General features: G+C 55.7%; 30 protein-coding genes. 16 read left to right on the top strand and 14 right to left on the bottom strand.

Annotated elements, in window-relative coordinates; genetic code table 11:
- Positions 1–64 precede the first annotated feature (64 nt).
- A complete protein-coding gene (locus MFLA_RS14325; RefSeq protein WP_195742072.1) occupies positions 65–277 on the top strand; it encodes a hypothetical protein in 213 nt (70 codons plus the stop codon).
- Positions 278–487: 210 nt separating this feature from the next.
- On the opposite strand, the gene MFLA_RS03660 is transcribed toward MFLA_RS14325, so the two are convergent.
- Positions 488–817 carry a cupin domain-containing protein gene (locus MFLA_RS03660; RefSeq protein ID WP_011479079.1) on the bottom strand — a complete coding sequence of 110 codons (330 nt, stop codon included), beginning with the start codon at positions 815–817 and terminating at the stop codon, positions 488–490.
- A gap of 164 nt (positions 818–981) precedes the next feature.
- Here MFLA_RS03660 and MFLA_RS03655 point away from each other — a divergent pair, with 164 nt between their 5' ends.
- Together MFLA_RS03655 and MFLA_RS03650 are read left to right on the top strand one after the other, a co-directional pair.
- Positions 982–1,299 (top strand): DUF4144 domain-containing protein, encoded by a 318-nt coding sequence (locus MFLA_RS03655; protein WP_011479078.1) that lies wholly within the window; start codon positions 982–984, stop codon positions 1,297–1,299.
- Between the two features lie 3 nt (positions 1,300–1,302).
- Positions 1,303–1,515: a DUF3820 family protein gene (locus MFLA_RS03650; protein WP_011479077.1), complete on the top strand. Its 213-nt coding sequence runs from the start codon at positions 1,303–1,305 to the stop codon at positions 1,513–1,515.
- A 425-nt stretch (positions 1,516–1,940) separates the two neighbouring features.
- Here the strand turns inward: MFLA_RS03650 and MFLA_RS03645 are convergent, their stop codons facing one another.
- From MFLA_RS03645 to MFLA_RS03630, 4 genes are all read right to left on the bottom strand, one after another.
- Entirely contained in the window at positions 1,941–2,213 is a 273-nt protein-coding gene (locus tag MFLA_RS03645; RefSeq protein WP_195742071.1) for a hypothetical protein, read from the bottom strand.
- Between the two features lie 274 nt (positions 2,214–2,487).
- Positions 2,488–2,799 (bottom strand): hypothetical protein, encoded by a 312-nt coding sequence (locus MFLA_RS03640; RefSeq protein ID WP_195742070.1) that lies wholly within the window; start codon positions 2,797–2,799, stop codon positions 2,488–2,490.
- The gene (locus MFLA_RS03635; RefSeq protein ID WP_011479075.1) at positions 2,793–3,305 is read right to left on the bottom strand and encodes a hypothetical protein; all 513 of its coding nucleotides are present in this window, start codon (positions 3,303–3,305) and stop codon (positions 2,793–2,795) included. Before MFLA_RS03635 ends, MFLA_RS03640 begins: the two co-directional genes overlap by 7 nt.
- Before the next feature lie 51 nt (positions 3,306–3,356).
- On the bottom strand, positions 3,357–4,142 hold the full coding sequence (locus MFLA_RS03630; protein ID WP_011479074.1) for a PEP-CTERM sorting domain-containing protein: 786 nt from the start codon (positions 4,140–4,142) through the stop codon (positions 3,357–3,359).
- 141 nt (positions 4,143–4,283) lie between these two features.
- Here MFLA_RS03630 and MFLA_RS03625 point away from each other — a divergent pair, with 141 nt between their 5' ends.
- From MFLA_RS03625 to rpoH, 7 genes are all read left to right on the top strand, one after another.
- A complete protein-coding gene (locus MFLA_RS03625) occupies positions 4,284–6,458 on the top strand; it encodes a TonB-dependent receptor (protein ID WP_195742069.1) in 2,175 nt (724 codons plus the stop codon).
- A gap of 81 nt (positions 6,459–6,539) precedes the next feature.
- Positions 6,540–7,295, top strand: coding sequence for a ZIP family metal transporter (locus MFLA_RS03620; protein ID WP_011479072.1), 756 nt, complete (start codon positions 6,540–6,542; stop codon positions 7,293–7,295).
- Between the two features lie 34 nt (positions 7,296–7,329).
- A complete protein-coding gene (locus MFLA_RS14110; RefSeq protein WP_011479071.1) occupies positions 7,330–7,881 on the top strand; it encodes a DUF2796 domain-containing protein in 552 nt (183 codons plus the stop codon).
- A gap of 2 nt (positions 7,882–7,883) precedes the next feature.
- Positions 7,884–8,582: an ABC transporter ATP-binding protein gene (locus tag MFLA_RS03610; protein ID WP_011479070.1), complete on the top strand. Its 699-nt coding sequence runs from the start codon at positions 7,884–7,886 to the stop codon at positions 8,580–8,582.
- Positions 8,579–9,850, top strand: coding sequence for an ABC transporter permease (locus MFLA_RS03605; RefSeq protein ID WP_011479069.1), 1,272 nt, complete (start codon positions 8,579–8,581; stop codon positions 9,848–9,850). Before MFLA_RS03610 ends, MFLA_RS03605 begins: the two co-directional genes overlap by 4 nt.
- Before the next feature lie 33 nt (positions 9,851–9,883).
- On the top strand, positions 9,884–10,498 hold the full coding sequence (locus MFLA_RS03600) for a DUF3299 domain-containing protein (RefSeq protein ID WP_011479068.1): 615 nt from the start codon (positions 9,884–9,886) through the stop codon (positions 10,496–10,498).
- Positions 10,499–10,642: 144 nt separating this feature from the next.
- Positions 10,643–11,500, top strand: coding sequence for an RNA polymerase sigma factor RpoH (gene rpoH / locus MFLA_RS03595; protein ID WP_011479067.1), 858 nt, complete (start codon positions 10,643–10,645; stop codon positions 11,498–11,500).
- Between the two features lie 94 nt (positions 11,501–11,594).
- Here the strand turns inward: rpoH and MFLA_RS14320 are convergent, their stop codons facing one another.
- The 3 genes from MFLA_RS14320 to MFLA_RS03585 are packed head-to-tail and all read right to left on the bottom strand — an operon-like array spanning position 11,595 to position 13,915.
- Entirely contained in the window at positions 11,595–11,735 is a 141-nt protein-coding gene (locus MFLA_RS14320) for a hypothetical protein (RefSeq protein ID WP_195742223.1), read from the bottom strand.
- Between the two features lie 18 nt (positions 11,736–11,753).
- Positions 11,754–11,960, bottom strand: a complete 207-nt coding sequence (gene ccoS, locus MFLA_RS03590) for a cbb3-type cytochrome oxidase assembly protein CcoS (RefSeq protein WP_011479066.1) — start codon at positions 11,958–11,960, stop codon at positions 11,754–11,756.
- A complete protein-coding gene (locus tag MFLA_RS03585; protein ID WP_011479065.1) occupies positions 11,957–13,915 on the bottom strand; it encodes a dynamin family protein in 1,959 nt (652 codons plus the stop codon). The genes ccoS and MFLA_RS03585 overlap by 4 nt, the downstream gene beginning before the upstream one ends.
- A gap of 193 nt (positions 13,916–14,108) precedes the next feature.
- Here MFLA_RS03585 and MFLA_RS03580 point away from each other — a divergent pair, with 193 nt between their 5' ends.
- The 5 genes from MFLA_RS03580 (at position 14,109) to MFLA_RS03560 (ending at position 19,039) form a co-directional block, all read left to right on the top strand.
- Complete coding sequence (locus tag MFLA_RS03580; RefSeq protein WP_011479064.1) at positions 14,109–14,483, top strand: gamma-butyrobetaine hydroxylase-like domain-containing protein; 375 nt, start codon at positions 14,109–14,111, stop codon at positions 14,481–14,483.
- 15 nt (positions 14,484–14,498) lie between these two features.
- Positions 14,499–15,239 (top strand): bifunctional demethylmenaquinone methyltransferase/2-methoxy-6-polyprenyl-1,4-benzoquinol methylase UbiE, encoded by a 741-nt coding sequence (ubiE, locus tag MFLA_RS03575; RefSeq protein WP_011479063.1) that lies wholly within the window; start codon positions 14,499–14,501, stop codon positions 15,237–15,239.
- Positions 15,240–15,270: 31 nt separating this feature from the next.
- Positions 15,271–15,861 (top strand): ubiquinone biosynthesis accessory factor UbiJ, encoded by a 591-nt coding sequence (locus MFLA_RS03570; protein ID WP_011479062.1) that lies wholly within the window; start codon positions 15,271–15,273, stop codon positions 15,859–15,861.
- A gap of 11 nt (positions 15,862–15,872) precedes the next feature.
- Positions 15,873–17,417: a ubiquinone biosynthesis regulatory protein kinase UbiB gene (gene ubiB, locus MFLA_RS03565; RefSeq protein WP_011479061.1), complete on the top strand. Its 1,545-nt coding sequence runs from the start codon at positions 15,873–15,875 to the stop codon at positions 17,415–17,417.
- Positions 17,418–17,560: 143 nt separating this feature from the next.
- On the top strand, positions 17,561–19,039 hold the full coding sequence (locus tag MFLA_RS03560) for a sodium:solute symporter family protein (protein WP_011479060.1): 1,479 nt from the start codon (positions 17,561–17,563) through the stop codon (positions 19,037–19,039).
- A gap of 243 nt (positions 19,040–19,282) precedes the next feature.
- Here MFLA_RS03560 and MFLA_RS03555 read toward each other — a convergent pair whose 3' ends face one another.
- Positions 19,283–20,176 (bottom strand): cation transporter, encoded by an 894-nt coding sequence (locus MFLA_RS03555; protein ID WP_011479059.1) that lies wholly within the window; start codon positions 20,174–20,176, stop codon positions 19,283–19,285.
- Between the two features lie 36 nt (positions 20,177–20,212).
- On the opposite strand from MFLA_RS03555, the gene cadR reads away from it, so the two are divergent.
- Complete coding sequence (gene cadR, locus MFLA_RS03550) at positions 20,213–20,674, top strand: Cd(II)/Pb(II)-responsive transcriptional regulator (RefSeq protein ID WP_011479058.1); 462 nt, start codon at positions 20,213–20,215, stop codon at positions 20,672–20,674.
- Positions 20,675–20,768: 94 nt separating this feature from the next.
- Here the strand turns inward: cadR and MFLA_RS03545 are convergent, their stop codons facing one another.
- From MFLA_RS03545 to MFLA_RS03525, 5 genes are read right to left on the bottom strand one after another with little or no spacing between them, the layout of a single operon-like run.
- On the bottom strand, positions 20,769–21,743 hold the full coding sequence (locus MFLA_RS03545) for a vWA domain-containing protein (RefSeq protein WP_011479057.1): 975 nt from the start codon (positions 21,741–21,743) through the stop codon (positions 20,769–20,771).
- Positions 21,740–22,276 (bottom strand): hypothetical protein, encoded by a 537-nt coding sequence (locus MFLA_RS03540; RefSeq protein WP_011479056.1) that lies wholly within the window; start codon positions 22,274–22,276, stop codon positions 21,740–21,742. Before MFLA_RS03540 ends, MFLA_RS03545 begins: the two co-directional genes overlap by 4 nt.
- Positions 22,261–23,241, bottom strand: coding sequence for a vWA domain-containing protein (locus MFLA_RS03535; protein ID WP_011479055.1), 981 nt, complete (start codon positions 23,239–23,241; stop codon positions 22,261–22,263). Before MFLA_RS03535 ends, MFLA_RS03540 begins: the two co-directional genes overlap by 16 nt.
- Entirely contained in the window at positions 23,238–24,143 is a 906-nt protein-coding gene (locus tag MFLA_RS03530) for a hypothetical protein (protein WP_011479054.1), read from the bottom strand. Before MFLA_RS03530 ends, MFLA_RS03535 begins: the two co-directional genes overlap by 4 nt.
- Positions 24,140–25,003, bottom strand: a complete 864-nt coding sequence (locus tag MFLA_RS03525) for a DUF58 domain-containing protein (protein ID WP_011479053.1) — start codon at positions 25,001–25,003, stop codon at positions 24,140–24,142. The genes MFLA_RS03530 and MFLA_RS03525 overlap by 4 nt, the downstream gene beginning before the upstream one ends.
- Position 25,004: the final 1 nt, after the last annotated feature.

The following is a 25,004-nucleotide window of genomic DNA, read 5'->3' as shown; positions in this document are numbered from 1 at the left end:
GTTGCTCCTTGGGTAGGCGCAGCACGCGCTTCGGATGCGCTCTTTTCCATGTAGGCCCGGCATCATGTCCGTTAAGCATCAGGCAAATGGCATCTTCATGCTCGAAAGCATCACTCAGGCAAATATCTCCGCCGTCATCAAAGGCAACGCATACCTTGAACAGTTCCATACAAGTTTTCCGATTTATTCTTGCTGCGATTTGAGAAGGCGCTATCTTGCGCGATCAGCACGCCATCCGCAGTCAGAGGCACCTGAAGTTGATGTAGGAAAATACTGATAGGCCATGCCGCAGATGTGCCTGCGCACACAGGTTGAAGATGTGGCCGGAGAGTGGCATACGCATCGTCTTGATTATCGAAATCGCGGGAATGATGGGGCTTTAGGAGTTGGCCCTGTCAACACGCACGATCGCGCAAGCATCCGCAGAAAACAGAAGGGACTCGCGAGAGAAGCCAGCCGCCCGGCTCCTCAGGCTGGCCCGGGGATATCAACGTGTGAAGAACAGCTTGATACGACGATAAATGCGGCCGACGAGCGTACCGTCCAGCTGGTAATGCTTACGCAGGGGCTGCTTGACCTCCCATGTGCAGCGCAGGCCTGCAGGGAAAGTAACCAGGTCGCCCTTGCGGAACGTCACGGGCGCGCCGCCACCGTCTGGGGTAATCACGACTTCCCCCTCAAGCACGTAGGCAATTTCCTGCTCTGGGAACACCCATGGAAACGTCGAGACTTCCTTGGACCAAGTCGGCCATTTGCTGACACCCAGTTGCTCCAGGCGCGTGGCAGAGGGTTTGCTTTCAATTACAATCTGACTCATTGATATGCTTTCGGTATTGTCCCCATTGCCGAGGGGCGTTTTAGAATCCTGCTTCTGGATAACAGGAATAAAAGGCGTTATGGTAACGCCCATGCCTGCGCAATACCAGCAATAACGAGCCCGGCTTTTATTTTCATCAAGTGATCGAGTTTGAAACAACGCCAATGACTTCACCTCTTCCCACATGGCCGGCATTGATCCAACATCCTGGCGATGCCGAGCTTGAGTTCATTCCCGACGCAGCCGCATTCGACACATGGCAGCTCACATCCACGCCGGCAACACTGATCGATAAGGAAGGGAAAACGTATGTTATCGACAGGGACAAACGCTTGATCATGAAAGGCCTGGCTTCACTGGAAGAAATCCTGGCATTGATCCGCGCCCACGCCATACTGGAGGGTATCTGCTGCACGCCAAAACTTGGCGCGCCTGACATTCCTACGGCCCTGACCATACTCTCCAGCATCGTGAAAGGGTAGACGATGGACGCACGCGACCTGGAACTGCTCGTCACTCGCACCATGCCTTTCGGCAAATATAAGGGGCGGCTGATTGCCGATCTGCCAGGGCACTACCTCAACTGGTTTGCCCGGGAAGGCTTCCCTCCGGGCGAAATAGGACGATTATTGGCCTTGATGCAGGAGTTGGATCATAACGGACTAACGAGTCTGCTGACGCCTTTGCGCTCCATATAACTGACTTTTCCAGCCTCTCAGCTTGAGCCGTATCAGGCCTCTCCAGCTCATCCCGATCATCATACCTGGCTTGCAACATAAAAACGCCGGGCAAAAAGCCCGGCGTCGGATGTTGAGTCTTCCGCCAGGGGGGGAATGGCTTGGACTCTAAAGATAGCCCTAAGAGCAGGCTAGTACTTCGGCTATAGCAAAGCACCTTTTATGCCAAAAAAACAACTCATTGATTCTATTAAAAAATAAATACGTTCAGCCAAAAACTCTCCCTCTACATGTCTCCAAAAAGAGACGCCCCTCACGTCAACACCTAGGCACAAAAAACACAACCCCATGTTTTTAAAACAAAAACCCCCGTCTCCAAAAGGAGACGGGGGTTGATCGCTGAACTGAAACGTCGTGGAATGCGCTTATTGATGAAGTGGCCGGACTCAGTTGAGAGATGACCTATTGGCCAAATGTGTATTTTGCTCCACCCACAACCGATCTTGCTTGCGCATTTGTGCAACGCGCGCTCGCCAATCCTGCAATTGCTCATCTTCGATCTGCAGCTGGATTGCCATGATCTCCTGCGGCGAATAGCCCTCCCGCACAAGCTGGGAATGCAAATGCACGCTCATTCTGGACAGCAGGCGCTCAGCCTTCTTGTCACTCAACTCCAATGCCTTGGTCAAATATTCTGGCTTGCATGTATACACTCTCATGATCAATCTCCCGTTGAAAAGCACAAAGCTCATCCTTGAGCCTTCAGCAGGGAAGGTAACCCACCTTGATGTCATTTCCATGACAATCATGTGTCACAAGAACTAGTCCTGCGCTCACCACACCATGCTTATGCCGTGTTTGGTGACATCAATGCAATGGGAAATGGAAACTAGGAGATTGTTTCAATTGAATCAACAGGGAAGAGAACAGCGCATCTATCCGGCTCCCCCATGCTGCTTTCAATGCAGAGGGGGAACTGAACGAATCATGACATTATCGTTTTGCCTTCAACCTCCAGCCGATCATCAGCATTAGGCCGACCACCAGCATCGCCCATGTATTGGCTTCAGGCACTGCCGCCGCAATGCGTAAGTTGAAAGCTTCATCATACTGCGCCTGAGTAATGCCGGCCGACTTGAACAAGACATGGAAGGGATCGGAGTCAATGTATTTCTGTTCACCATTTCCCATGGCCGGTGACCACAGCTGCAGGGTGACAAGATATGCACCAGCCGGTGCATCTTCAGACAACTCCCAGTTGAGATGGGAATGAAAAGTCCCGTTCCTATCTCCACCATCTACCAACGCGGTTTGCGGCCCGGAAATGCCCTGTCCGGAATAGACAGTCCCCCTGCATAATAATTGTACTCTGCTACATTGGCAGGATTTCGGGGGTTGAGCATGTAGTTGATCCATACATTGGTGGGTATTCCGCCGTAAAGCGTCACGCTCCCAGCATCGGCCCCGCCCCATGCCCCGGTAGCGGGATTCCAGTATTCTAGCGTTCCCAGCGCACGAAAATGAACCTCTTCCCCATATAGCAATGTATTGGAAAAAGATTGAAACCCAGGGTCATCCGTCAGCCGCGGCCCACCCGCCAAGTCATCAAAGTAGCCGGGGAAAATCTTGTATCCAGTATGTGGGTCAATGGGCAATTTGCCGGCCAGATCAAAGTCACCATAAAAATCAATATCGATTTTACTGCCGGCGACCGGGCCGTTACTGGTCCCCACACGTACATCGTAATGTACAGCCTGGGCAAAAGTGGCGTACCCTAACATGGCAAATGCCAATATCGAAGATTTGATCATTGCATGCTCTCCAAAATGACAGCCCCATTAAAGGGGCTGTTTCCAAGAATTTTAGGCCTGTTGGCGACGACGTAACTGCCAACCCATCAAGCCCAGACCAGCCAGGAACATGGCATAGGTACTTGGCTCAGGAACAGCAGCAATCAGATTGTCTTCAAGACCATGCAGAGCGGTATGAAACTCGTCCGCGCTCAAGCCATTGTTGAAAATCAAGTAGAAAGGATCGGAGCTTGCATACTTGCTGCCAGCCACAAATCCGTCGCCCGTGCTGTTGAGATCCACAGACAACAACTGCAGTGTGACGAAATAAGCACCATCAGTCGGCAGGCCACTGGAGGAAGAAATCTCAAAGTTCAGGTGCTCATGAATATTGCCGCTGCTACCGGCTTGGCCCAGTAAGCCAATAGCATCACCGCTGACGCCTGTCGTACTCCAGACAGTGTTTTCTCCCCAATTGCCAGTCAGGCTGAGAGTTTCGCCATTGAGTACAGTATTTGTCCAGCTGCTTCCATTCCAGGACCACAAATTGCCAATTGCCTGGTATCCAATGATGTCGCCTTGGTCAAAAGTCCCTGCATGACTGTCAAACCCAGGCGCATTCGTGCGATACGGCCCACCCGCAAGATCACGGAAATCTCCTTCGAAAATGGCATATCCGGATCCCTCTTGGGAATGGCCTGCACCATGAGTGCCAAGCTTGCCACCCTCCACTTCAATTTCAATATCACCCGAATGCAGATGATCATGACCATGGTCATGATGATGGTCATCGGCTGCATAGGCGGAAACGCTAAATAAACTGGCACTGACAAACATGGTTGCGATCAAATGACGCATGGTACTACTCCCTTTATAAACAAGAAGATATAAGCTCCCATTCAGATCCAATATCTGAACTTCAATTTATAATATGCCACAATGTTGCATTACAGTTGCCAAGTCCCTGAAACTTCCCCATCACTTGAACCTGGTTTGGATGTGCGCTTTCCCTTCAAATTCACCCGCCGTGCGTTACCATTGGCCTTGGCCGCCTCTGCCATATTCCCCGAGGCATACTCTGCAGAGACGGAGAGGTCTTCCTCACCCGGCTCCTCTATTGTGTTGGATGCCATAGAAGTCCAGGCTGCACCCGATAGCCCAACCAACTCCCTGGATCCATCCAGTACGCTTTCAGGCAAAGAGTTGATGCTCAAGAGTGCTGCCACTTTAGGTGCCACGTTGCAGAATGAGCTGGGGGTGGCCAATGCGACATTCGGCCCGAACGTGGGACTGCCGTTGATTCGAGGGCAGCATGGCCCGCGCACCCGGGTCATGGTCAACGGCTTAGGCACGCATGATGCATCCGCCATGAGCCCAGACCATGGCACCACGGTGGAATCCTTGCTGGCCAAGGAAATCAAGGTGTTGCGTGGCCCGGCGACCATCCGCAACGGTGGCGGCGCCATCGGCGGCGCAGTGGAGATCACCGACGGCCGCATCCCCGAGCACCTACCCACCAAGACCAAGGTCACGACGCAATTGCGCTTCAACACCAACCATGACGAGCGCATCATGGCGACGGAACTGCTGACCAAGGCAGGCCAGGTCGCCTTTCATGCCGATGTGCATGGTCGGGAAAGCAACAATATTCACATCCCCGGCATGGCTATTGACCAGGATGCCTTTACCCAGCTTTTTTATGTGCCATCACCCAATAACACCCATGGTTATACGGGCAATACCAATGCACACAGCGACGGGGGCAGCATGGGTATAAGTTTGTTCGGCGAGATGGGATACGTCGGCATGTCAATCAGCCGCTACAGCAACAATTACGGCATACCGCTTGGTCCTGCGCATTGTCATGGACCATGCACAGGGAATGCGGCAGAAGCGGACAATGTGCGCATTGACCTCCATCAAGAACGCCTAGACCTCAAAGGCGAACTATTCCTGCCTTGGGAGTGGTTGGAAAGCATCAGCTTTAGAATTGGTAAATCCCGATATCACCATGACGAGCTAAGCAACGGTATCCAGCAGACCCGCTTTCAGAATGATGTTACTGAGTCCCGTCTGGAATTCACGCATGCACTACATGCCCGCGTTTCAGGAACATTGGGGCTTCATGGCATTGACCGTGAATTCTCCGCGCTAGGCATTGAGGCCTTTGTCCCGTCCACATCGATTGACACAAAGGGCGTCTACCTCATCGAGACGATTGACCTCAATCCATGGCAAGTGGAATTAGGCCTAAGAAAGGAACAGGTCAAACTTGACCCCAGCCCGCAGACTGTTTACTTCGGCCCGATCTCGCACACTGAAGTCTTTCCGGCAAGAAAGCTGGCTCCGGAAAGCTATACACTGGCTGTAAAACGTATGCACAGTACCGGCAGCATCACGGTCAATAGATGGATCGCAAAACGCGCACCTGACGTACAAGAGCTATATGCACTGGGACCACACCTGGCCACCAGAACTTACGATTTCGGCAATCAAGACTTGGATATCGAAACGCTGAACGGCTGGGACATCCGCTTTCAGCAACGTCTCGGCAAACTGGAAGGTAATCTGAACCTGTTCAAGTATTCTGCAAAAAACTACATCTACCAACAGAATGAAGGCCTGTACGAAACCGATGCGGCCATTCCCCACCCCGTCATGCGCTGCGCGAACCCGGCCACCTGCCTGATAACCACCCGCCATTCCCAACAAGACGCCAGGTTTCATGGTTATGAAGCGGAAATGGGCTTGCCACTGCACATTCCCGGGTTACGAAAGTTTCGCGCCAGTGTATTTGCCGACCAGGTACGCGGCATGCTGGATGATGATACCCATGTGCCGCGCCTTACCCCAGCCCGGCACGGGCTGCTGATACAGGCAGGCATGGGCAAATGGGATGGTGAAATCAGGCTCACGCACATGCGAGCGCAGAAACGCACCGGCACAATGCCAATGAATGACGAAATAGTGCTGGAACCAGGGACCGACAGCTATCACAAGGTCGATATCGCGCTACGACGCAGCATCGAAGTGCCGAACTGGTTCACCGGCGACCTTTTCATCAACATGCGCAACATCACCAATGCGGAAATCCGCAACAGCACGTCATTCCTGCGCTATTACACGCCAGAGCTGGGCCATAATATCGAGATCGGCATGCGAATCGATCTTTAATGGGCTGCGCCTCATGTCACTAACCATGACAATGCACTCTCGACCTCATTTGTACATGTCTGATTAAGTTCCCCCTGCTCAATGCTCCTACTCTCCATCTGCATTGCCACCCTGTTGGGCGGCGTCGCTTCAGTCCTGATCTCGTCCATCGTCTCGCTCACCGTCCTGGCACGGGTTGCCGACAAGATGGTCGCATTCGCCGTCGGGATTTTGCTGACCTTTACGTTGACGGATATCCTGCCGGAAGCGATCGAGTCGGGCTTATCGCCCGATGATACCGGCTGGATATTGCTGGCTGGCATCCTGGCGTTCTTCCTGCTGGAGAAAATGGCATTATGGCGACACGATCACCGGCAGGCGCATGGCGCTGATCATGAAACCGCTATTGATCAGAAAGTGTCCATGATCGTGATCGGGGACGGGTTGCACAACTTCGTCGACGGCATGTTGATCGCCGCCGCCTTCTTGACTGACCCGGCGTTAGGCTGGACGATGGCCGTCACGGTGATGCTGCATGAGATCCCCCAGGAAGTGTCGGATTTCATGGTGTTATTGAACGCCGGCCTGTCGAAAAGCCGTGCCTTGCTGCTCAACGCCTTGTCGGGCGCGGCCATGGTGCTGGGCGGTTTTCTCGGCTGGCTGTCGCTGGATACGATGCAAACCGCGATCCCCGTGATCCTGATCGTCGCGGCATCCAGCTTCATTTATATCGCCGTCGCGGACCTGGTGCCGGAATTGCAACGTAAACGCTCATTGCGGGATGGTGCAATCCAGGTTGCATTGATACTCGGCGGGGTTGCCGTGTCGTTGGCTGCCCAGCATCTTCATCACCATTGACCACGGTATTAGCGTAGGCAGGACAAAAAGACGTATGCATTTATACTGCAGGTTATTCATCCACGGATTATCCATCGGCCTCAGCAGCCTGGCACTCGCCGCGATGCCTGCACTCGCGCATGAACAGCGTGCGCATGTGCACGGTACAGCCAAACTGAATATCGCCATGGAAGGCAAGACACTGATCCTCGCGCTGGAAAGCCCTATGGAAAGCTTGCTGGGCTTCGAACATGCTCCCCATAACCCGCAAGAGCAGGCAGTGGTGAATGCACTGAAACAACAGCTCTCCACACCCGACCAGCTGTTTGATCTACCGGGCAAGGCTGGTTGCAAAAGCACGGCCATCACCCTGGCATCACCGTTGTTCGAAGATAAGTTCCATACGCACAACGGCCATCACGCTGACCTTGACGCCGAGTTTGTCTATGAGTGTAGCCAATCGAGCCAATCGAGCCGATTGAAAGGATTGAACGTGCGGTTGTTTGAACAGTTCCCCCACCTGCGCAAGATCGATGTCCAGATCGTGGCCGGGCAAACCAGAAAAATCATCAGGCTCGTCCCTGGACAAAACCGGGTCACATGGTAGGCATGGCGTCACCTGCTATCCACCTGGAGAACCTGCAGTTTGAATGGACATCCGGGCGCCCCTGCCTGGATATCGCGTCTCTGGACGTGATGCCGGGCGAGCGTATTTTCCTGCATGGGCCGAGCGGCAGCGGCAAAAGTACGCTGCTGGGATTGCTCGGCGGCATGCACCTTCCCCAAACAGGCATCATCGACATCCTGAGCCAGAGACTGGACACGCTGAACGGCGCGGCCCGCGACCGTTTCCGCGCCGACCATATCGGCTTCTTGTTCCAGCAATTCAACCTGATCCCCTATCTCTCTGTACTGGACAACGTCTTGCTGCCGTGCCGCTTTTCGGCATACCGGCGCAACAATATTGCCGGCAACGTGGAGCAGGAAGCACAGCGCCTGCTTGCGGCGCTCCGCATCGATGCCACCCTTGGGCACCGCAAGGTCACGACCTTGAGCATAGGCCAGCAACAACGGGTTGCCGCAGCCAGGGCATTGATCGGCAGGCCAGAAATCATCATCGCAGACGAGCCCACCTCCGCGCTCGATGCAAGCCACCAACAGGCATTTATCGACCTGCTGATGCAAGAATGCCTCGCTTCGGCCAGCGCCCTGATCTTCGTCAGCCATGATCACCGACTTGCGACCAGCTTTGACCGCAGCATTGCCCTTGCCGAGCTCAACCGGGTTAGCGTAAAGGTACCGGAATGAATACGAAATACCTGCTGAAGCTGGCAATGCACAGCGCCTGGAACCGTAAGCTGACCCTGGGCATGACCGTGGTGGCGATCGCCCTGAGTGTCATGCTGCTGCTCGGGGTCGAGCGCCTGCGTGAGCAGGTGCGCCAGGGATTCAGCCTATCCGTCTCAGGGACCGACCTGGTGGTAGGCGCACGCACCAGCCCGGTTCAGCTCATGTTGTATGCCATATTCCACATCGGCGAAGCCACCAACAACATCAGTTGGGCCAGCTACGAAAAGCTGAAACAGCATCCCACGGTGGCCTGGAGCGTGCCAATCTCACTGGGGGATTCGCATCATGGTTTCGCCGTGCTGGGCACCACCCAGGACTACTTCAGGCATTTCCGTTACGGCGACCACCTGCCCCTGGAGCTCGCCTCTGGCCAGCCATTCGTCGCTACTTTCGACGCGGTGCTGGGGGCCAGTGTCGCCAAGCAGCTCGGCTACAACATAGGCAGCCGCATCACCCTGAGCCACGGCATGGGCGGCGCGAACGCTCTGGCGCAGCACGGAGACAAGCCATTTACGGTCGTCGGCATCCTCAAGCCCACGGGGACGCCGGTCGACCGCACCGTGCATGTCAGTCTGGAAGCCATCAGCGCCATCCATCTGGATTGGGTGGGTGGTTCACCAGCCCCCGGCTTCCAGATTCCGCCACAACACGTACAGAAATTCGACCTGCAGCCCAAGGATGTCACCGCCGTGCTGATCGGCCTGAAAAGCCGGGCGGCGGTGTTCCGCACCCAACGGATGGTGAATGAAAGCAAGGACGAGCCCTTGCTCGCCGTCATGCCCGGTCTGGCGCTGGAGCAACTGTGGCAGGTAGTCGGCGTGGCAGAAAAAAGCCTGATGGCGGTATCCGCCATCGTGGTCGTGGTAAGCCTGAGCGGTCTGGTCGCCGTCATCATGGCCGGCCTGAACGAGCGACGCCGGGAGCTCGCCATCCTGCGGGCAGTGGGCGCGCAACCGAAGGAAATCCTGCTGCTGTTGATATATGAAGGAATATTCGTCACCCTGGCCAGCATCGTGATCGGCCTGCTCGCCCTGACCATCGCCACCCTATGCGCGGCGCCTATCATGCAGACCCATTTCGGCATCAACATGACAGTCGGTTGGCCCAGCCTGGAAGAGCTTCGCCTGCTTGCCGCCATGGTACTGATCAGCATACTAGCGAGCCTGTTCCCGGCCTGGATGGCCTACAGGCTCTCGTTGGCGGACGGCCTCACACCCAGACTGTAACGCATGGACGGATCAATCAATCGGAGTGAGAGAATGGACAAGATTTTTTGCATGCTGGGCATGATCGTCGCCATCGGCGGCCATGTGTCTGCGCTGGCGGCCGACTACAAGGTCGGCGAGCGCATCGGCGAGGTCAAGGCAATCTCGCAAGCGAATCCGACCTATAAAACGCTGGACTGGGATGACATGATGCCCGTGGACTGGGATCCTATGAAATCACTGAAGGAACTGGACCTGGACAAGCTGGATGACGCCGATCCGCGCGCGATCGAAGCATTGGAACAGATGCGCAGCGCTTGGAACGATGCTCCTATTGTGCAAAAGCTGGATAAGCAGCGCGTGCAGATTCCAGGATTCGTCGTTCCCCTTGACATGAATGGGACGCAGGTGCGCGAGTTCCTGTTGGTGCCTTATTTCGGCGCATGCATCCATGTGCCTCCGCCGCCCAGCAATCAGGTCATCCATATCATCCTGCCCAAAACGCTGCCCAAGGATCAGCAGAAAACACTGGACCTGGCGGCGCGGCAATATGGTCCAATCTCTGTGAGCGGTTTGATGGAGACCGTTGCCAGCAATACTTCGATGGGCTTCGCCGGATACCGCATCAAGGCCGAGCGCCTCATGCCGTACAAGCTCAAGGAAAATTAGCACCTGAGCATCAATACCTATTGAGCACTGGCATGTCGACAAATACTCGTCATTCAGAAGTATTCTGTTTGCCTTGAAACTTTTCACCACTAGCACACTCAAACAGTGAGTGCTAGAATCGTTTCCATGACGGAGGTTTCAAATATGACCAACAGCATGACATTACCTGCAATTTCATCTTTCGACAGCCTTGATCAGTACTTGCGTGCCATCAAGAGCTTTCCTGTGCTTAGCGCAGAAGAGGAATTGAAGCTGGCAACACGCCTCAAAAAGTATAATGACCTTGAGGCCGCCAAAACCCTGGTAGTGTCTCATCTGCGACTGGTAGCAAGCATTGCCCGCAATTACGCGGGGTACGGCCTTCCCCAAGCCGACTTGATCCAGGAAGGCAATATCGGCCTGATGAAGGCGGTGCGTCGCTTTGACCCAGATCGTGGCGTGCGCTTGGTTTCCTTTGCCATGCACTGGATCAAGGCCGAGATCCATGAATATATCGTGCGGAACTGGCGGCTGGTCAAAGTTGCGACGACGAAGGCACAACGCAAGCTATTCTTCAATCTGCGCAGCATGAAGAAAGGGCAAACCGCCAGCCTGCATTCGGACGAGGTCGCCCATATCGCGCGTGAGCTCAACGTGAAGCCAGAAGAGGTGCTGGAAATGGAGGCTCGCATGTCCGGGCACGAGATTTCCCTCGAAGGCAATGCAGACGATGACAACGAGGACATGTTCAGCCCTATTTCCTACTTGCAGGCAAGCCATGCCGAGCCTTCTGAAATTCTGGAAGCGCAGGAAGCTGACCAGCTGCACACGACAGGGCTCTCCACCGCACTCGCAAAGCTGGATGACCGCAGCCGCCGTATCGTGGAAGCTCGATGGCTGCAGGAGGGTCATAACGCTACTCTGCATGATCTGGCTGAAGAATTCGGCGTATCTGCAGAGCGTATCCGCCAAATCGAGCAAAAAGCCATGAAGCAGATGAGAGGCTTCTTGACTCTGGCTTAATGGCGGGACCTTGGATACGACACCATGAAAAAAGGCTGCAGTTGCAGCCTTTTTTCATGGTGTCGCTTCATGCGGGATGTAAAACTATTTCCTCTTACCCAAAAAGTATGACCGACAGTGCGCTTAGCCATGCCAAGATAATGAGGGCGATGGTGATCGTAAGCGGCAGGTTCTCAAACGTGAAGTAGGACTTCAAACCGTCGTCGTCGTCCTTGTTGTTAGTGCCAGTAGCCATGATGAATTCCCTTGCAAATTATTTCTTGATTTTATGCTGATTAGCCCCAGTCTTCAAGTGGTTAAACGGGATCATGGGGTCATCGTCGTCCATCAGGATGCGCTGTGCAGGGCCTTCCAGGTCATCATACTGACCACTTTTAATTGCCCATAGAATCCCCGCAGCAGCAAGGCCGATGAACACAAATGTCAAGCCCAGTTGCAGCAGCAGGCTGGTAAGATTCATGCCGCTTCTTCCTCTATCCTGTTTTCAAAGACCAGCGCATTATGCATGTGCTGGCGCAAGACCTTGAGATCGGCCATCTGGGCCAGAATATGCCTTTCGATGGCCTCCAATTCGCCAATACGGTCTTCCAATGTATCCGTCGCCTTGTAGATGCGTTTGATGCTTTCCAGGCGCCGCCGCAGTTGCAGCTGGTGTTCACGCACCTGGGATTCCATCGGGGCAATGACCGCCTTCAGCCAATTCTCGACATCATGGTTGGCCACCTCATATACATGGATGACGCGACTAGCCAACGTCTCAAAGAACTTAGATGTCAAAGTCATCTTTTCGTTCGTCAGCATATTCAATGTCGTATTGAATTGTTCGCGATATGCGCGTTCCAGCTTGCCCAGCTCCTTCTGATAACGCAAGGTGGAAAACGCTGGAGGCTCAGCCTTGCGTAAGCCATGATCCTGCGCGAATTTCTCATACATGGCGTCCATCATGCGCTTGATTTCGTCGATTTGCGCCTCGGATTTCAGCAAGCGGTCACGCAGGTCAGCAAAAAACCCATCCATTGCACTGCGTATATTCTTGGTAAAGTTTGCATTGATCATGGTGCTTCGGGTATTGGCCACCTGCACACGCAGGGCTTCCATGCCGAGCAAAGTGAACAGCTTGTTGGTTTGCTGCGAAAATACGCTGCGCAGCGCCTGAAAACGCTGCAAGCCCTTCTCGAAGATTTCCTTGTCCACCTTGACCTTGTTCATCATGTGTTCGATGACATCTTCATTCTTGCCGCGCAAACCGCGTAGCTCCTCCAGCTGCTCATTGAGGCTGGCCAGTCGGGCATCCAGCAGCATATTGGTGTTCTTGACCAAATCGTCGACTTCGCTGATGGTATTGTCGCGTACGATCTCACGCTTGGATGGGATCAGCTCTCCGGATAATGCCTTTTCCAGGAGAGGCAGCCCGCTGCGCTCCAGTAGGGCTTGGTCCCCCGCGATCTTGGCCAACAACCCTTTCTGGGCAGAAATCGGGAAAATCTGATCTTGCTCAAGCCCCAACAACTCGGCGCTGGATGCAAGCTGCTTGGCAATTTCACGGCTGATTTCGGCTTCATTGCGTAATTCGTCCCACAGACCGTCAATCTTGTTCAGTACCGCCAGCCTGCCATTCTGCTTCCAGCGTGTACCGCTGATGTATTGGCGCCAGACATCCACTTCAGATTTGGTGACGCCGGTGTCGGCAGAAAGGATAAATAACACGGCATGCGCATTTGGCAGCATGTTGAGGGTCAGCTCAGGCTCAGTACCGATGGCATTGAGCCCTGGGGTATCGAGAATCACCAGCCCCTGCTCCAGCAAGGGGTGGGGGAAATTGATGACGGCATAACGCCAGCAGGGAATGTCCACGGTACCGTCCGCGTTGACTGCCAAGGCATCATCGGCGCTATTGGTATCGAACAGGCCGTAGCGCTCGGCCTCTTCCACGGACACCTGCTTGGTGCGGCTGACCTCCTTGAAGACCTCCACCATGTTGTCGCTGTCGGCGACATCGAACGGCAACACAGTCCACTCTTCGGGGTAGCGCTTGTATTCGGTGGTGGTAGCATCCGAAGTCCGGGTTTCCACCGGCAGGAGCTGTAGGGAGGTAGGCTTGGAGGGGTCGTACAGCAGTTCGGTAGGGCACATGGTGGTGCGGCCGGCGCTCGAAGGCAGCAGGCGCTGGCCATAAGCCGAGAAGAAGATCGCATTGATCAGCTCGGACTTGCCGCGGGAAAACTCCGCCACGAAGGCCACATTGAGCTTGTCCTCGCGCAGACGCTCCAGCAACTGCTGCAGCCGCAACTCTATCTGTGCATCGTTGAGTTCCTGTTCATTCAACCAGTTGCGATAATCACAGATCGCTTCCACCAAGCCCTTCCGCCACTCGGAATAGGCCTGGAAGTGACGCTCAAGCTTGTTGTCGGCCATAGCACCCCCCGATGCTTATTATTTAGGCGCTACTTTAGCATGCTTATGTAAATCATCAAATGAATCAGCCGCCTAATCACCCTCCACGAAGCATGTGCAGCTACCATCATACGCCGCCATTGTCATGGTATTTTGAAGCGCGTGAATACATTCTGCTATCATCGCCTTTTGAGTAAATCCCGGCATTTGGCAGATGAGCGGCTTGAGCCCAGACATTCCACGCCCGACTGATATCCGCTTGCACCAGGCTTCGCGCTTATTGGAAATCACCTTTGACAATGGTGTCAGCGGCAAGCTGCCGTGCGAATTCCTTCGGGTATACTCTCCATCGGCAGAAGTGCAGGGGCATGGGAACCCTGTGCTTCAGACCGGAAAGCGGGACGTCAATATCACTAGCATCGAGCCAGTCGGCCATTATGCCGTGAAGCTGGTGTTCAGCGATGGTCATGACACCGGACTTTACTCCTGGGACTATCTTTATGAATTGCTGCTACAGCATGAAGCGCTGTGGCAGCAATATCTAGACCGGCTCGCGCAGGCAGGCGCCAGCCGCGACCCTGACAATTAATTTGAGGCAAACACCATGAGCGACAACACCAAGACGCACTTCGGCTTCCAGACTGTGGATGAACGCGAGAAAGCCCGCAAGGTCGGTGAAGTATTCCACTCGGTGGCGCGCAAATATGACCTCATGAACGACGTCATGTCCGCGGGCCTGCACCGCGCCTGGAAACGCTTTACTGTTGAAGTCAGCGGTGTCAGGCCCGGTGACCGCGTACTGGATGTCGCCGGCGGCAGCGGCGATCTGTCCCGATTGTTCTCCAACAAGGTCGGCCAATCAGGCCAGGTCATCCTGACCGATATCAACGCCTCGATGCTTGCAGTAGGACGCGATCGCCTGATCGACGACGGTAAGGCTGTTCCCGCGCTGCAATGCGACGCCGAACAACTCCCATTTCCCGACGAGCATTTCGACTGTGTCATCGTCGCCTTCGGCCTGCGCAACATGACGCACAAGGATAAGGCGCTGACCGAGATGCAGCGCGTGCTCAAGCCGGGGGGCCGACTGCTGGTGCTGGAGTTCTCTCAGGTATGGAAGCCGCTGGCGCCAATTTACGACGCTTACTCATTCAAGCTGCTGCCCCTCATGGGTAAACTGCTTGCCAACGATGCCGACAGCTATCGTTACCTGGCCGAGTCCATCCGCATGCACCCAGACCAGGAAACCCTGAAGCAGATGATGCTGGATGCCGGCCTCAGCAAGGTCGATTACTATAATCTGGCCGCTGGCGTGGTCGCCCTGCACAAAGGCTGGAAAACCTGAGCCCTTGCCCCAACCCGCTGGAATTGAAGTCATGATGCTGAAGCCACTCCTCACCCGCCTGCTCCATCACCTACTGACCCAGAACAGCTGGGCCATGCAACAACTGCAGCCTTTCGGCGGCAAGCATGCCCGCCTGCTCCTGCCCCCGTTCAGCGTCACGCTGGCCGTGCTTGAGGATGGCGGCCTGGCTATCGCCGGAGAAACCGCCGATACCGACGCCACCATCACGGTGCCGCCTTCCGTGGCATTGCGCATGCTGGCTGGCGACGAATCGGCCGGCACTGCCGCATCCGTCTCGGGCGATACCGAGTTCGCTGCAGGTTTGGCCAGCGTATTGCAAGACATGTCATGGGAATATGAAGAGGATCTGAGCCGCATCATCGGCGACGCCCCCGCCCACGAAGCCGTCAAACTGGGCCGAGCCGCAGTCTCACAAGCAAGACGCCAAGCTGAAAATGTGGCTGGCATGCTGGCGGAATACTGGCAGGAGGAACAACCGCTGATTGCCAAAAAGCGCCATATCGAGCAATTCGTGCGTGACGTGGATACGCTGCGTGAGGATGCAGAGCGCCTGCAAAAGCGCATCGACAAGCTGAAATCCCGCCTGCAGGCGGATCAATAGAAAGAATTCCCATGCGTTGGCTGCGCCTGTTCCACATCATCCTAGTCACACTACGCTTCGGCCTGGACGAGTTTATCCTCGGGCATACCAGCTTGCGCCCATTACAGCGCCCGGTGCAAGTCCTCCTGTTCTGGCGCGACACTTCCCGCCCGCGCGGCGAACGGCTGCGCCTGGCGCTTGAGTCGCTGGGCCCCATCTTCGTCAAGTTCGGCCAGATGCTTTCCACGCGGCGCGACCTCATTCCGCTGGATCTCGCAGACGAACTGGCGAAGCTGCAGGACCGGGTGCCGGCCTTTGGCTACGATGACGTTGAGACCATTCTCAAGCAGGCTTATGGCAAACCGGTACTGGAAGTATTCCAAAGCTTCGACGTCGAACCGATTGCCAGCGCCTCGGTCGCCCAGGTGCATTTCGCCCAACTGCCTGACGGCAGGCCAGTGGCGGTCAAGATCCTGCGGCCCGGCATCAGCAAGGTCATAGAAAAAGACCTCAAGCTGCTGGATAGCGCGGCATGGCTGCTACAGACGCTCTCCTCGGACGGCAAGCGCCTGAAACCACGGGAAGTGGTGGCCGAATTCGCGCGCCATATCCACAGCGAGCTCGACCTCATGCTGGAGGCGGCCAACTGCAGCCTGTTAGGCCGCAACTTTGCCGACAAACGCCTGCTACTGGTGCCCGACGTCTATTGGGACTGGTGCCACGAGCAAGTGATGGTGATGGAGCGCATGAATGGCACCCCGGTCAGCCAGGTGGATCACCTGCGCGAAATCGGTGTCGATATTCCCAAGCTCGCACGCGACGGTGTGGAAATCTTCTTTACCCAGGTGTTCCGCGACGGCTTTTTCCATGCCGACATGCACCCAGGCAATGTGCAAGTAGCTGACGACGGTCGTTATGTCGCACTGGATTTTGGCATCATGGGCACCCTGAACGACGAGGATAAGCAATACCTGGCGCGCAATTTCCTCGCCTTCTTCCGCCGCGACTACCGCGAAGTCGCGCGCGCACATATCGAATCTGGCTGGGCGCCCAAGGACACGCCGATCGACGAATTCGAAACCGCGATCCGCGCCGTATGCGAGCCCATTTTCGACAAGCCGCTCAAGGAAATCTCGTTCGGCAAGGTATTGCTACGCCTGTTCCAGACTTCGCGCCGCTTCGGCGTCGAAATCCAGCCCCAGCTCGCCATGCTGCAGAAAACCCTGCTCAACGTCGAAGGCCTGGGACGCGATCTCGACCCCAATCTCGACCTATGGAAAACCGCGCGCCCCTATCTGGAGCGCTGGATGTCCGAGCAGGTCGGCTGGCGCAGCGCACTGGACAACCTGAGAGCAGAGCTGCCCTATTGGAGCAAAATTCTTCCCCAAATGCCGCGCCTGATCCACCAGCAGCTGGAGCGCGGCCTGCAATACTCTCCCACCAATGCCGAGCTGGAACGCATGCGCGAGGAGCACCAACGCCAGACCCGCTGGCTGCGCCTCATCACTGTGGCATTGATCTTGCTGGTATTGCTGCAAAGTACGGCCCTCCTGCTATGGTGGCTGGCCCGGCATTGATACGAAGCCGGACGATTTCTGCAAAGCCATTGATTTTCAGAGATAAAGCCTACTTTCAGGACAAGTTTTTGCTAAAATCTGCCTTCCTTTGAAAAGGCACCACATTTACCCCATTATCAACCTCATAGCAAAGGGCTGGTTCAGTGCTGATCTGGTTTGTCATTCTTTACGTCCTGGTGTCCATCAGCATCGGCCTGTTTGCCGCGACCCGAGTCAAAACCACCAAGGACTATGCCGTAGCCGGACGCCACCTGCCCCTGCCGGTAGTCATGGCGACCGTGTTTGCCACCTGGTTCGGCGCGGAAGCCGTATTCGGCATCTCCGCCACCTTCGTCAAGGACGGGCTCAATGGTATCGTCGCTGACCCGTTCGGCTCCAGCATGTGCCTGGTCATCGCAGGCTTCTTTTTCGCAACCAAGCTATACAAGCTCAACATCATTACCCTGGGCGACTTCTACCGTATGCGCTATAACCGCACCGTGGAAGTGCTTACCACGATTGCCATCGTCATTTCCTACCTGGGCTGGGTTGCCGCACAGATCAAGGCGCTAGGCCTGATCTTCCATATCATCACCGACGGCATGGTGAGTGAGGAAGTCGGCATGATCCTCGGCACGGCCATTGTGCTGACCTACACCACGCTGGGCGGCATGCTCTCGGTCGCCATCCTGGATTTCGTGCAGATGAGTGTCATCATTGGTGGCATGCTCTATATCGCTTACATGGTCTCAGGCATGACCGGTGGCGTCGCACCCGTCATTGAGCATGCCCGGCTAGCTGGCAAGCTGGACTTCTTTCCGCCAGCCGACCCCTGGCTCTGGGTCACCTTCATCGGCGCCTGGATGACCATGATGCTGGGCTCCATCCCTCAACAGGACGTGTTCCAGCGCATCACATCGGCCAAGAGCGCCAAGGTCGCCATCTGGGGTTCCGTCCTGGGCGCATCGGTCTATTTCTGCTTCACCTTCGTTCCGATGTTCATCGCCTATTCCGCCACCCTGATCGACCCAGGCTTCTTCAATACCCTGATCGACCAGGATTCGCAGCGCGTGCTGCCCACCCTGGTGCTGCAGCATATGCCGATTGCAGCCCAGGTGATCTTCTTCGGTGCCGTGCTATCGGCAATCATGAGCTGCTCGTCTGCCACCTTGCTCGCCCCCTCCATCTCGTTCGCCGAGAACATCGTACGCGGCTATTTTCCACACCTGAACGACCAAGGCTTCCTCAACATCATGCGCATCTGCCTGGTGGGCTTCGCTAGCTGCGTGCTGCTCTATGCATTGAACACTGAGCTGTCCATCTTCCATATGGTGGAATCCGCCTACAAGATCACCTTGGCAGGCGCTTTTGTGCCATTGTTCTTCGGTGTGTTCTGGAAACGCGCAACCAACCAGGGCGCATTGGCCGCCATCATCGGCGGCATCAGCACCTGGGTATTGGTGGAAGTATTGGTGGGTGAGGAAGGCTTGGTACCACCACAACTGCTGGGGCTTGGCGTTAGCATCATCGGCATGGTGGTAGGCTCGCTATTGCCGCAGAAGATCGCCCCTCATCGTCAACATGAGCAACCGACGAGCTACCTGCATAGCCACGCGGCACATCCGCATGGCCCGCATAAATAACACTTTAACCAAGGAGCATTTCTTTAACCAAGGAGCATTTATAGTGATGCTGGTCATTTCTGCAGTATCAACCAACACCTTGGCCTTTTACTCACAAAACTCAGCAAAGTGTGTTCGCCTGTAGAGTTTTGTTAACTGATTCCAAACGGCTTATACCGAAAATCACCCACTCCGGATCCCTTCTCCGTGCACTTTCACACCAAATACCTAGACCATGGTCGGGAAATGCGAACACACCTCTGCCTATAAAGCCAGTATACGTCTAGCGCCATTGAGGATGAACATGGCGATGATAGTGCCAATGACAAGATCGGGATAAGGAGAATTCGTCCATGCGACGAGCATACCAGCAACGATGACACCAGCGTTGGCAATGACGTCATTAGCAGAAAAAATATAGCTCGCGGTCATATGGGCACCGCGATCCCGCTTCTTAGCGATAAGATAGAGGCAGACAACATTTGCAACCAATGCAATTAAGCCGATGCCCATCATGAGAATCGACTGCGGCTCGCTACCAAAGAAAAACCGTCTGACAACTTCGAGTAATGTCCCCATCGCCAGCATCATCTGGAGCCAGCCTGCGCAATAAGCAGCACGTAACTTCATGTCCTCAGCACGACCTACCGCATAAAGGGCAAGACCATAGACCGCTGCATCGGCAAACATATCCAGAGAGTCTGCAATGATGCCAGTCGACTCTCCAATAATGCCCACCGCCATTTCAAAAAGAAACATTGCACCATTGATGGCAAGTAATATCTTGAGCGTGCGCGCTTCTCCAGTATTACCATCGTTATCGGTTTCAATCATATCGTGAGCAGTGGTTTGCTCAGACATCAGCAGCCGTGCGCCCAGGTTCAAAGGAGTGAGCTTATCTAACACCGCAGCCGAGGCTCCATAGTGTAAGACTTTAAGCTCCCTCGCTTGCAAATCGAATGTTAGGTCGCCAACTTCGGGCGCACTGCCTAACACCATACGGATAAGATTTTCTTCAGATGGGCAATCCATCTTGGGAATGGAAAAGACGCTCAGCGTTGCAGGCATCTGTACCGACGGTTCGGTTACTAACGGGGTACTGCAATTTCCAAGGCAGGATTTGTTTTGACAAGTGCTCATGTCTGAATTAAAAACCATCAAGTTACTAGAGGGTCAAGTTTGGAGATATTAGAAATGAAAATTGGTCAACTCAGCGCTCTGACAGGTTGCCAAGTGCCCACTATCCGCTTTTTCGAGGCGGAGGGGTTGTTGCAAGCGGCCTCTCGCGGAAACAACAACTACCGGGACTATGGAGATGAACATGTAACGCAACTGTTATTCGTGCTTCGGTGCCGTTCACTGGGTATGTCGCATGTCGAGATACGCGCGCTACTACGCCTCCAAAGCGACCCTGAGCAACCTTGCGACGATGTCAATACCCTGCTTGACGAACACCTGCGAATGGTCAATCAGCGTCTGGCAGAACTAAACGCCTTGCGTGTGCAGCTACGCGCCATTCGCGAGACCTGTGCTGGCGGCGTGTGCATTGATAAATGCGGAGCGCTCAAATCGCTTCGTAGAACCGCAACGACTGGCGCATTGACCACGACTACCCGATTGGGTAGCACATCCTCCACCAAGCAATCAAATCAATAAGCTTCTTTTGGCGACCGCCGTCACGAGCAGCGATGTTATCTACACAACTACTCAGCGCATCTCCACCCACATCAGAAAAGCTAACAATACAGGATCAAGCAGCATTCAGCCTTTGACGGAAATGCGGCCAGTAGGTGGCCAATATCAGCACCAGGGCGAGCGAAAGATAGACCCAGCGCAATGAATAGGCGGTGACAAAGCTGGCGACCGGCTTCTGCTTTTGCACGAATGTGTAGAAATCGGGCTTGTCCTGGGCCAGCACGTACTGGGCATTGATCTCCTCGGCCAGTTCCTTCAGATATGCCTCGTCCAGCTTGGAAAGATAGCGGTCGTAGTCGGCAGAAGCTACCACCGGATCCGGATCGTCGCGGCTGGTATCGTTGTAGGTGACGCCGACCGCGCCGGCGGAGTTCTCCTTGGCATCGGAGGACCAATAGCCCACCCATTTGTTGCTGGAGTTGTAACGCGGAATCGGCACGTCCTCGTTGCCGCCGACGCCGACGAAGACGATATTCTCGCCGATCTGCACGTCATCGAGCTTGAGCTTGTTGATCGCGTTCACCTTGGGCGCCTCGTCGCCGTCGGTGAAGAACAGCAGGCGCGCAGGCGCATTGAGCGAGTCGAAGGCCTTGGCCGCTCCCTTGACGCCAAAACTGATGCGGCTGTTGCCGCGCCAGGACATGCGCCACTCCAGGTGCTCGATCGCATCGACGATGATGTCGTAGTTGGCGCAGGTTTCCAGCGGTGTGAACAACAGCGCGACGTCTTCCGCGGCAAACACGCCTAGGCTGAAGTAAGTGCCGCAGGGCGAATTCTCCACCAGCTTGCGCATGAGGTGTCGCATATAGGCCATGCGGCTCACCGGCTTGCCGTTGAGGCTGACGTCCTCTGCGTTCATGCTTTGCGAAACATCGGCGAGCAAGAGATAGTTATGCACGCGCTGCTTGAGCTGTATTTCCGGCTTAAAGATCGCCAGCAGCAGCAACACGACCACCAACAGGTACAACCCGGACTCGTAATGATCCCTGGCCCAGCGCCAGCCATGGCGCAGCCTCAACTGCCACTTCATGGCAGGCCCACCGGAATGTTGCTGAGCTCCATGCCTTCCTGTTCCTTTTTCAACCCATCGATGCCATTAGGCTGCACCAGCAGCATCAGGCTGAGGTTGAACTTTGCCTGCCTGAATGCGGGGTCTAGCCGCAAGGCTTGCTCATAGGCGATCTGTGCCTGGGACAAGTCGTATTTCGCCTCGTCCTTGAGGCTGCCGTCGTCATTGAGGCGGCGCTTCAAACCGGACTGCAGGAGGTTGTTGCCGATGTTGTACTGCACCAGCGCCTGCTGCGGCTGGCTCAAGCCGGTTTCGAGCAGCTGGCTGTAGCTTTGCACCGCGTGCTTGTAATCCCCGGACTCTCCCAGCTTGTAAGCCGCCATGAACTTCTGTTCGAAACCAAAGCCGTCGTGAGCGACCAATGCCCCGGCCTGGATCTGCCGGTTGACATCATGACGCTGCACCAGCGCATTGCCTTCATAGATGCTGCCCGCCAAGCCGGCAACCGCCAGCAGTCCAAACAGCAGGTTGAGGCCTTTTATGCGGATTCCCATGCTTTTACCCTGAAATTTTTAATGACGAACATGCCCAGGCTCAGCACCAGGGCCACTACAATCAAGTCGCGCGCGTAATCGCGCCCCGGCACGGTAATGGCATACTGGATCGTATGTTTTTCACGGCTGTCGATATCCTGGATCGCCATTTGCAGCGCCACGGGATTATCCGCTTCGTAAGCCTTGTAGGTAATATTGAGCGACTTGAAGAAGCGGTCGAGCTGGATTGCCGCAGGCCCCCTGTCCTCCTCGAACACCCGGTCGCCAAATATGCTCACGTCGTCCGGTTCGCGCAAGACGATCCAGTAGAGCTTGATATCCTTGTCCCTGAGCTCTTCCCTGATCCTCGCCTTGACGCGGGGGCTCAGTTTGCCCGCGCCGTCGGATAGCAGAATGATGGCGCGCGAGCCCGAGCTCTGGATGCTGTCGAACAGGCTGGCCGCCTGGGTGATGCCGGCGCCGATATTGGTCTGGTTGATGCCGGCGCTGGTCGCGGCGTTGATCGCGGCATGGATGGCATCGCGGTTGGCCGTGATCTTCACGCCGTACAAGGCGGAATTGGTAAACGCCACCACGCCCATCATGTCATCGGGACGAGAATCGATGAACTGCGTGATCAGCCGGCGTGCGGCGCCGGACTTGATTTCCCCGGCCCGGCCGCTGGTGGCGTCCCCGGCAAAAGGATGGTCCATGCTCACACTGCGGTCGATCACCATCACGGTCTGCGCACCCTTGCCGACACGGTTCACAACCTTGTCGCTGCCTTGCGGGGCGGCGAGGGCAAGCACGAGGCTAGCGATGATGACGGCCGTCACCACCTTGAACAGCAACACGATGTTGTCCGAGAACGGGTCTTCCGGCACCATGTCCAGCCAAGAGTAGCGCTGCCCCTGCAGGCTCCTGAGCCAGAAAGGCACCAGCGCAAGCGGCAATAGCAGCAAGGCCCAGGGATTGAGCAAGCTCATGCGACTCCCCGTTCACAATCCCTCAGGCGTCGGCAAAGCTGCTGCAGCTCACTAACCAATGCCGGGCCATTCGCGTTTTCGCCGGTGAACAGCAAGGTTTCCGAGCGCTGGAAAAAACTGTCGATATCTTGTGCAAGCGGCCGGTACTGCGAATGCCGCGCAAGAAACTCGCCCAATTGCCGCCGGAACAAGGTGCTTCCATGCACCTGGTTGAATGCCTGGTGCATGTAACCCAGGGCCTGCGCCTCACGCCCGGATTGCGCAGGCATCTTGCGCAGCTTGCGATAAGCCTGGGCGAAGCTGCCGCCCATCCAGGGCAGCCAGCGACGGTCAGCGTTGACATAGACCAAACCGGCAACACCGACCAGGAATATGGCCAATGCAATCGCCAGGCGCTCCGGCCCCGTATCGAGCAAGGCCGGCTTGCGCTGCGGTTGCGCATTGCTACGCGCGGTATGGATGTTGCCTGCCGCCAACGGCGAGCTCCAGAAATGCCAGGCGGGCACATTCACCTCCGCTGGCGCATCGCCGCCACCGAGCGCCAGTGTCAAAGCCGGCAGACGCATGACGCTGGGCTTAGTTGCCGCAGCGAACACCTGGTAGCTGAGCTTGACTTCATAGCGTTGGTTGCCAGCCCTCTTCGTGTCCTGCAACGCGACGCCCACCAGCTCTATTCCGTCGACGCGCTCGCCCTTGAGGGGCAGGGCCGACTTTGGCAACTCATAGGGAGGACTGGCCTCGATTATCAGTCTGCGCTCGAGTACGTCGCCTATCATGATGCCTGTCGCGATGCGTGGGTTGTCCAGGCTGACCAGGGTAGCTTCCGCTGCATATGCCATCGCCCCCACGCACAGGCCGATAGGAAGCAGGCAGAGGTAAAACAAGGTCGTCAGTTTTTTCATGCTGTCAGGTATTTCTCAAAATAATGCGTCATAGCCTCGGCCTCGAATACGCCGCTGACGAAATGCGGCGGGCTTTCGAACGCCAGGAACAGGTCTTCCAGCGCTGCCCGGCGCTGTTCGAATGCGGTAATGAATTTGGCACGGACCGACTCGCGAAAGAAAATCGTGCGGTCGCGCCCGGTCTCGGGATCCAGCATCGTCCCCAGGCCAAAGCGCGGCAGGCGCCGATACTCCTCTTCCTCCCACAGTACGACAGGCACTACCTGGTGACGGGAAAACATGTTCATGGCCTGGATGATAGTGTCGAGCGGCATGTGAAAATCCGATATCCAGAACACCAGCCCCTTGTTCTGGCTCAACAGGGGGCCTACCTCCAGAATGCCGGTCGAGCCCCGCCCAAGCGCATCTATGCCGGTAAAGGCATCGATACGCTCCAGCGCTTCATGCACCTGGTAGCCGAGCGGCAGCACGTAATCATCGAGCAAATGCTGGTCGTAGCCGATCAGGCTGAATACGTCGTTCTCGGCCGAAACAGAATACGCAATCGATGCCGCGACCTCCTGCACCAGCTCGATCTTGCGGCGGCTGCCCTTGTACTGCATGGAGCTGGACAGGTCGCACACCGCATACACTGGCGTGATCGAGTCGTGGTAAAACAAGCGCACCTGCACCTGCTCGTAAGGGTCGCGCAAGCTCTGGCGCACATCCATGCGGCGCAAGTCGGGATAATCGACTAGCGAGGCGTTGCCCTTGTACTCTAACCCCAGTCCGCGCTGTATCCCCAGATGGTCGCCGGCATGAACGCTGGATGACTTCCAGGGAATCTGGTAGGAAAACGGCTTGATATATGACGGCAACATG

This window comes from Methylobacillus flagellatus KT (assembly GCF_000013705.1).
Classification (GTDB): Bacteria; Pseudomonadota; Gammaproteobacteria; order Burkholderiales; family Methylophilaceae; genus Methylobacillus; species Methylobacillus flagellatus.
The sequence above is the reverse complement of the archived record's forward strand: the minus strand, read 5'-3'. Positions and strand labels throughout refer to the sequence as shown.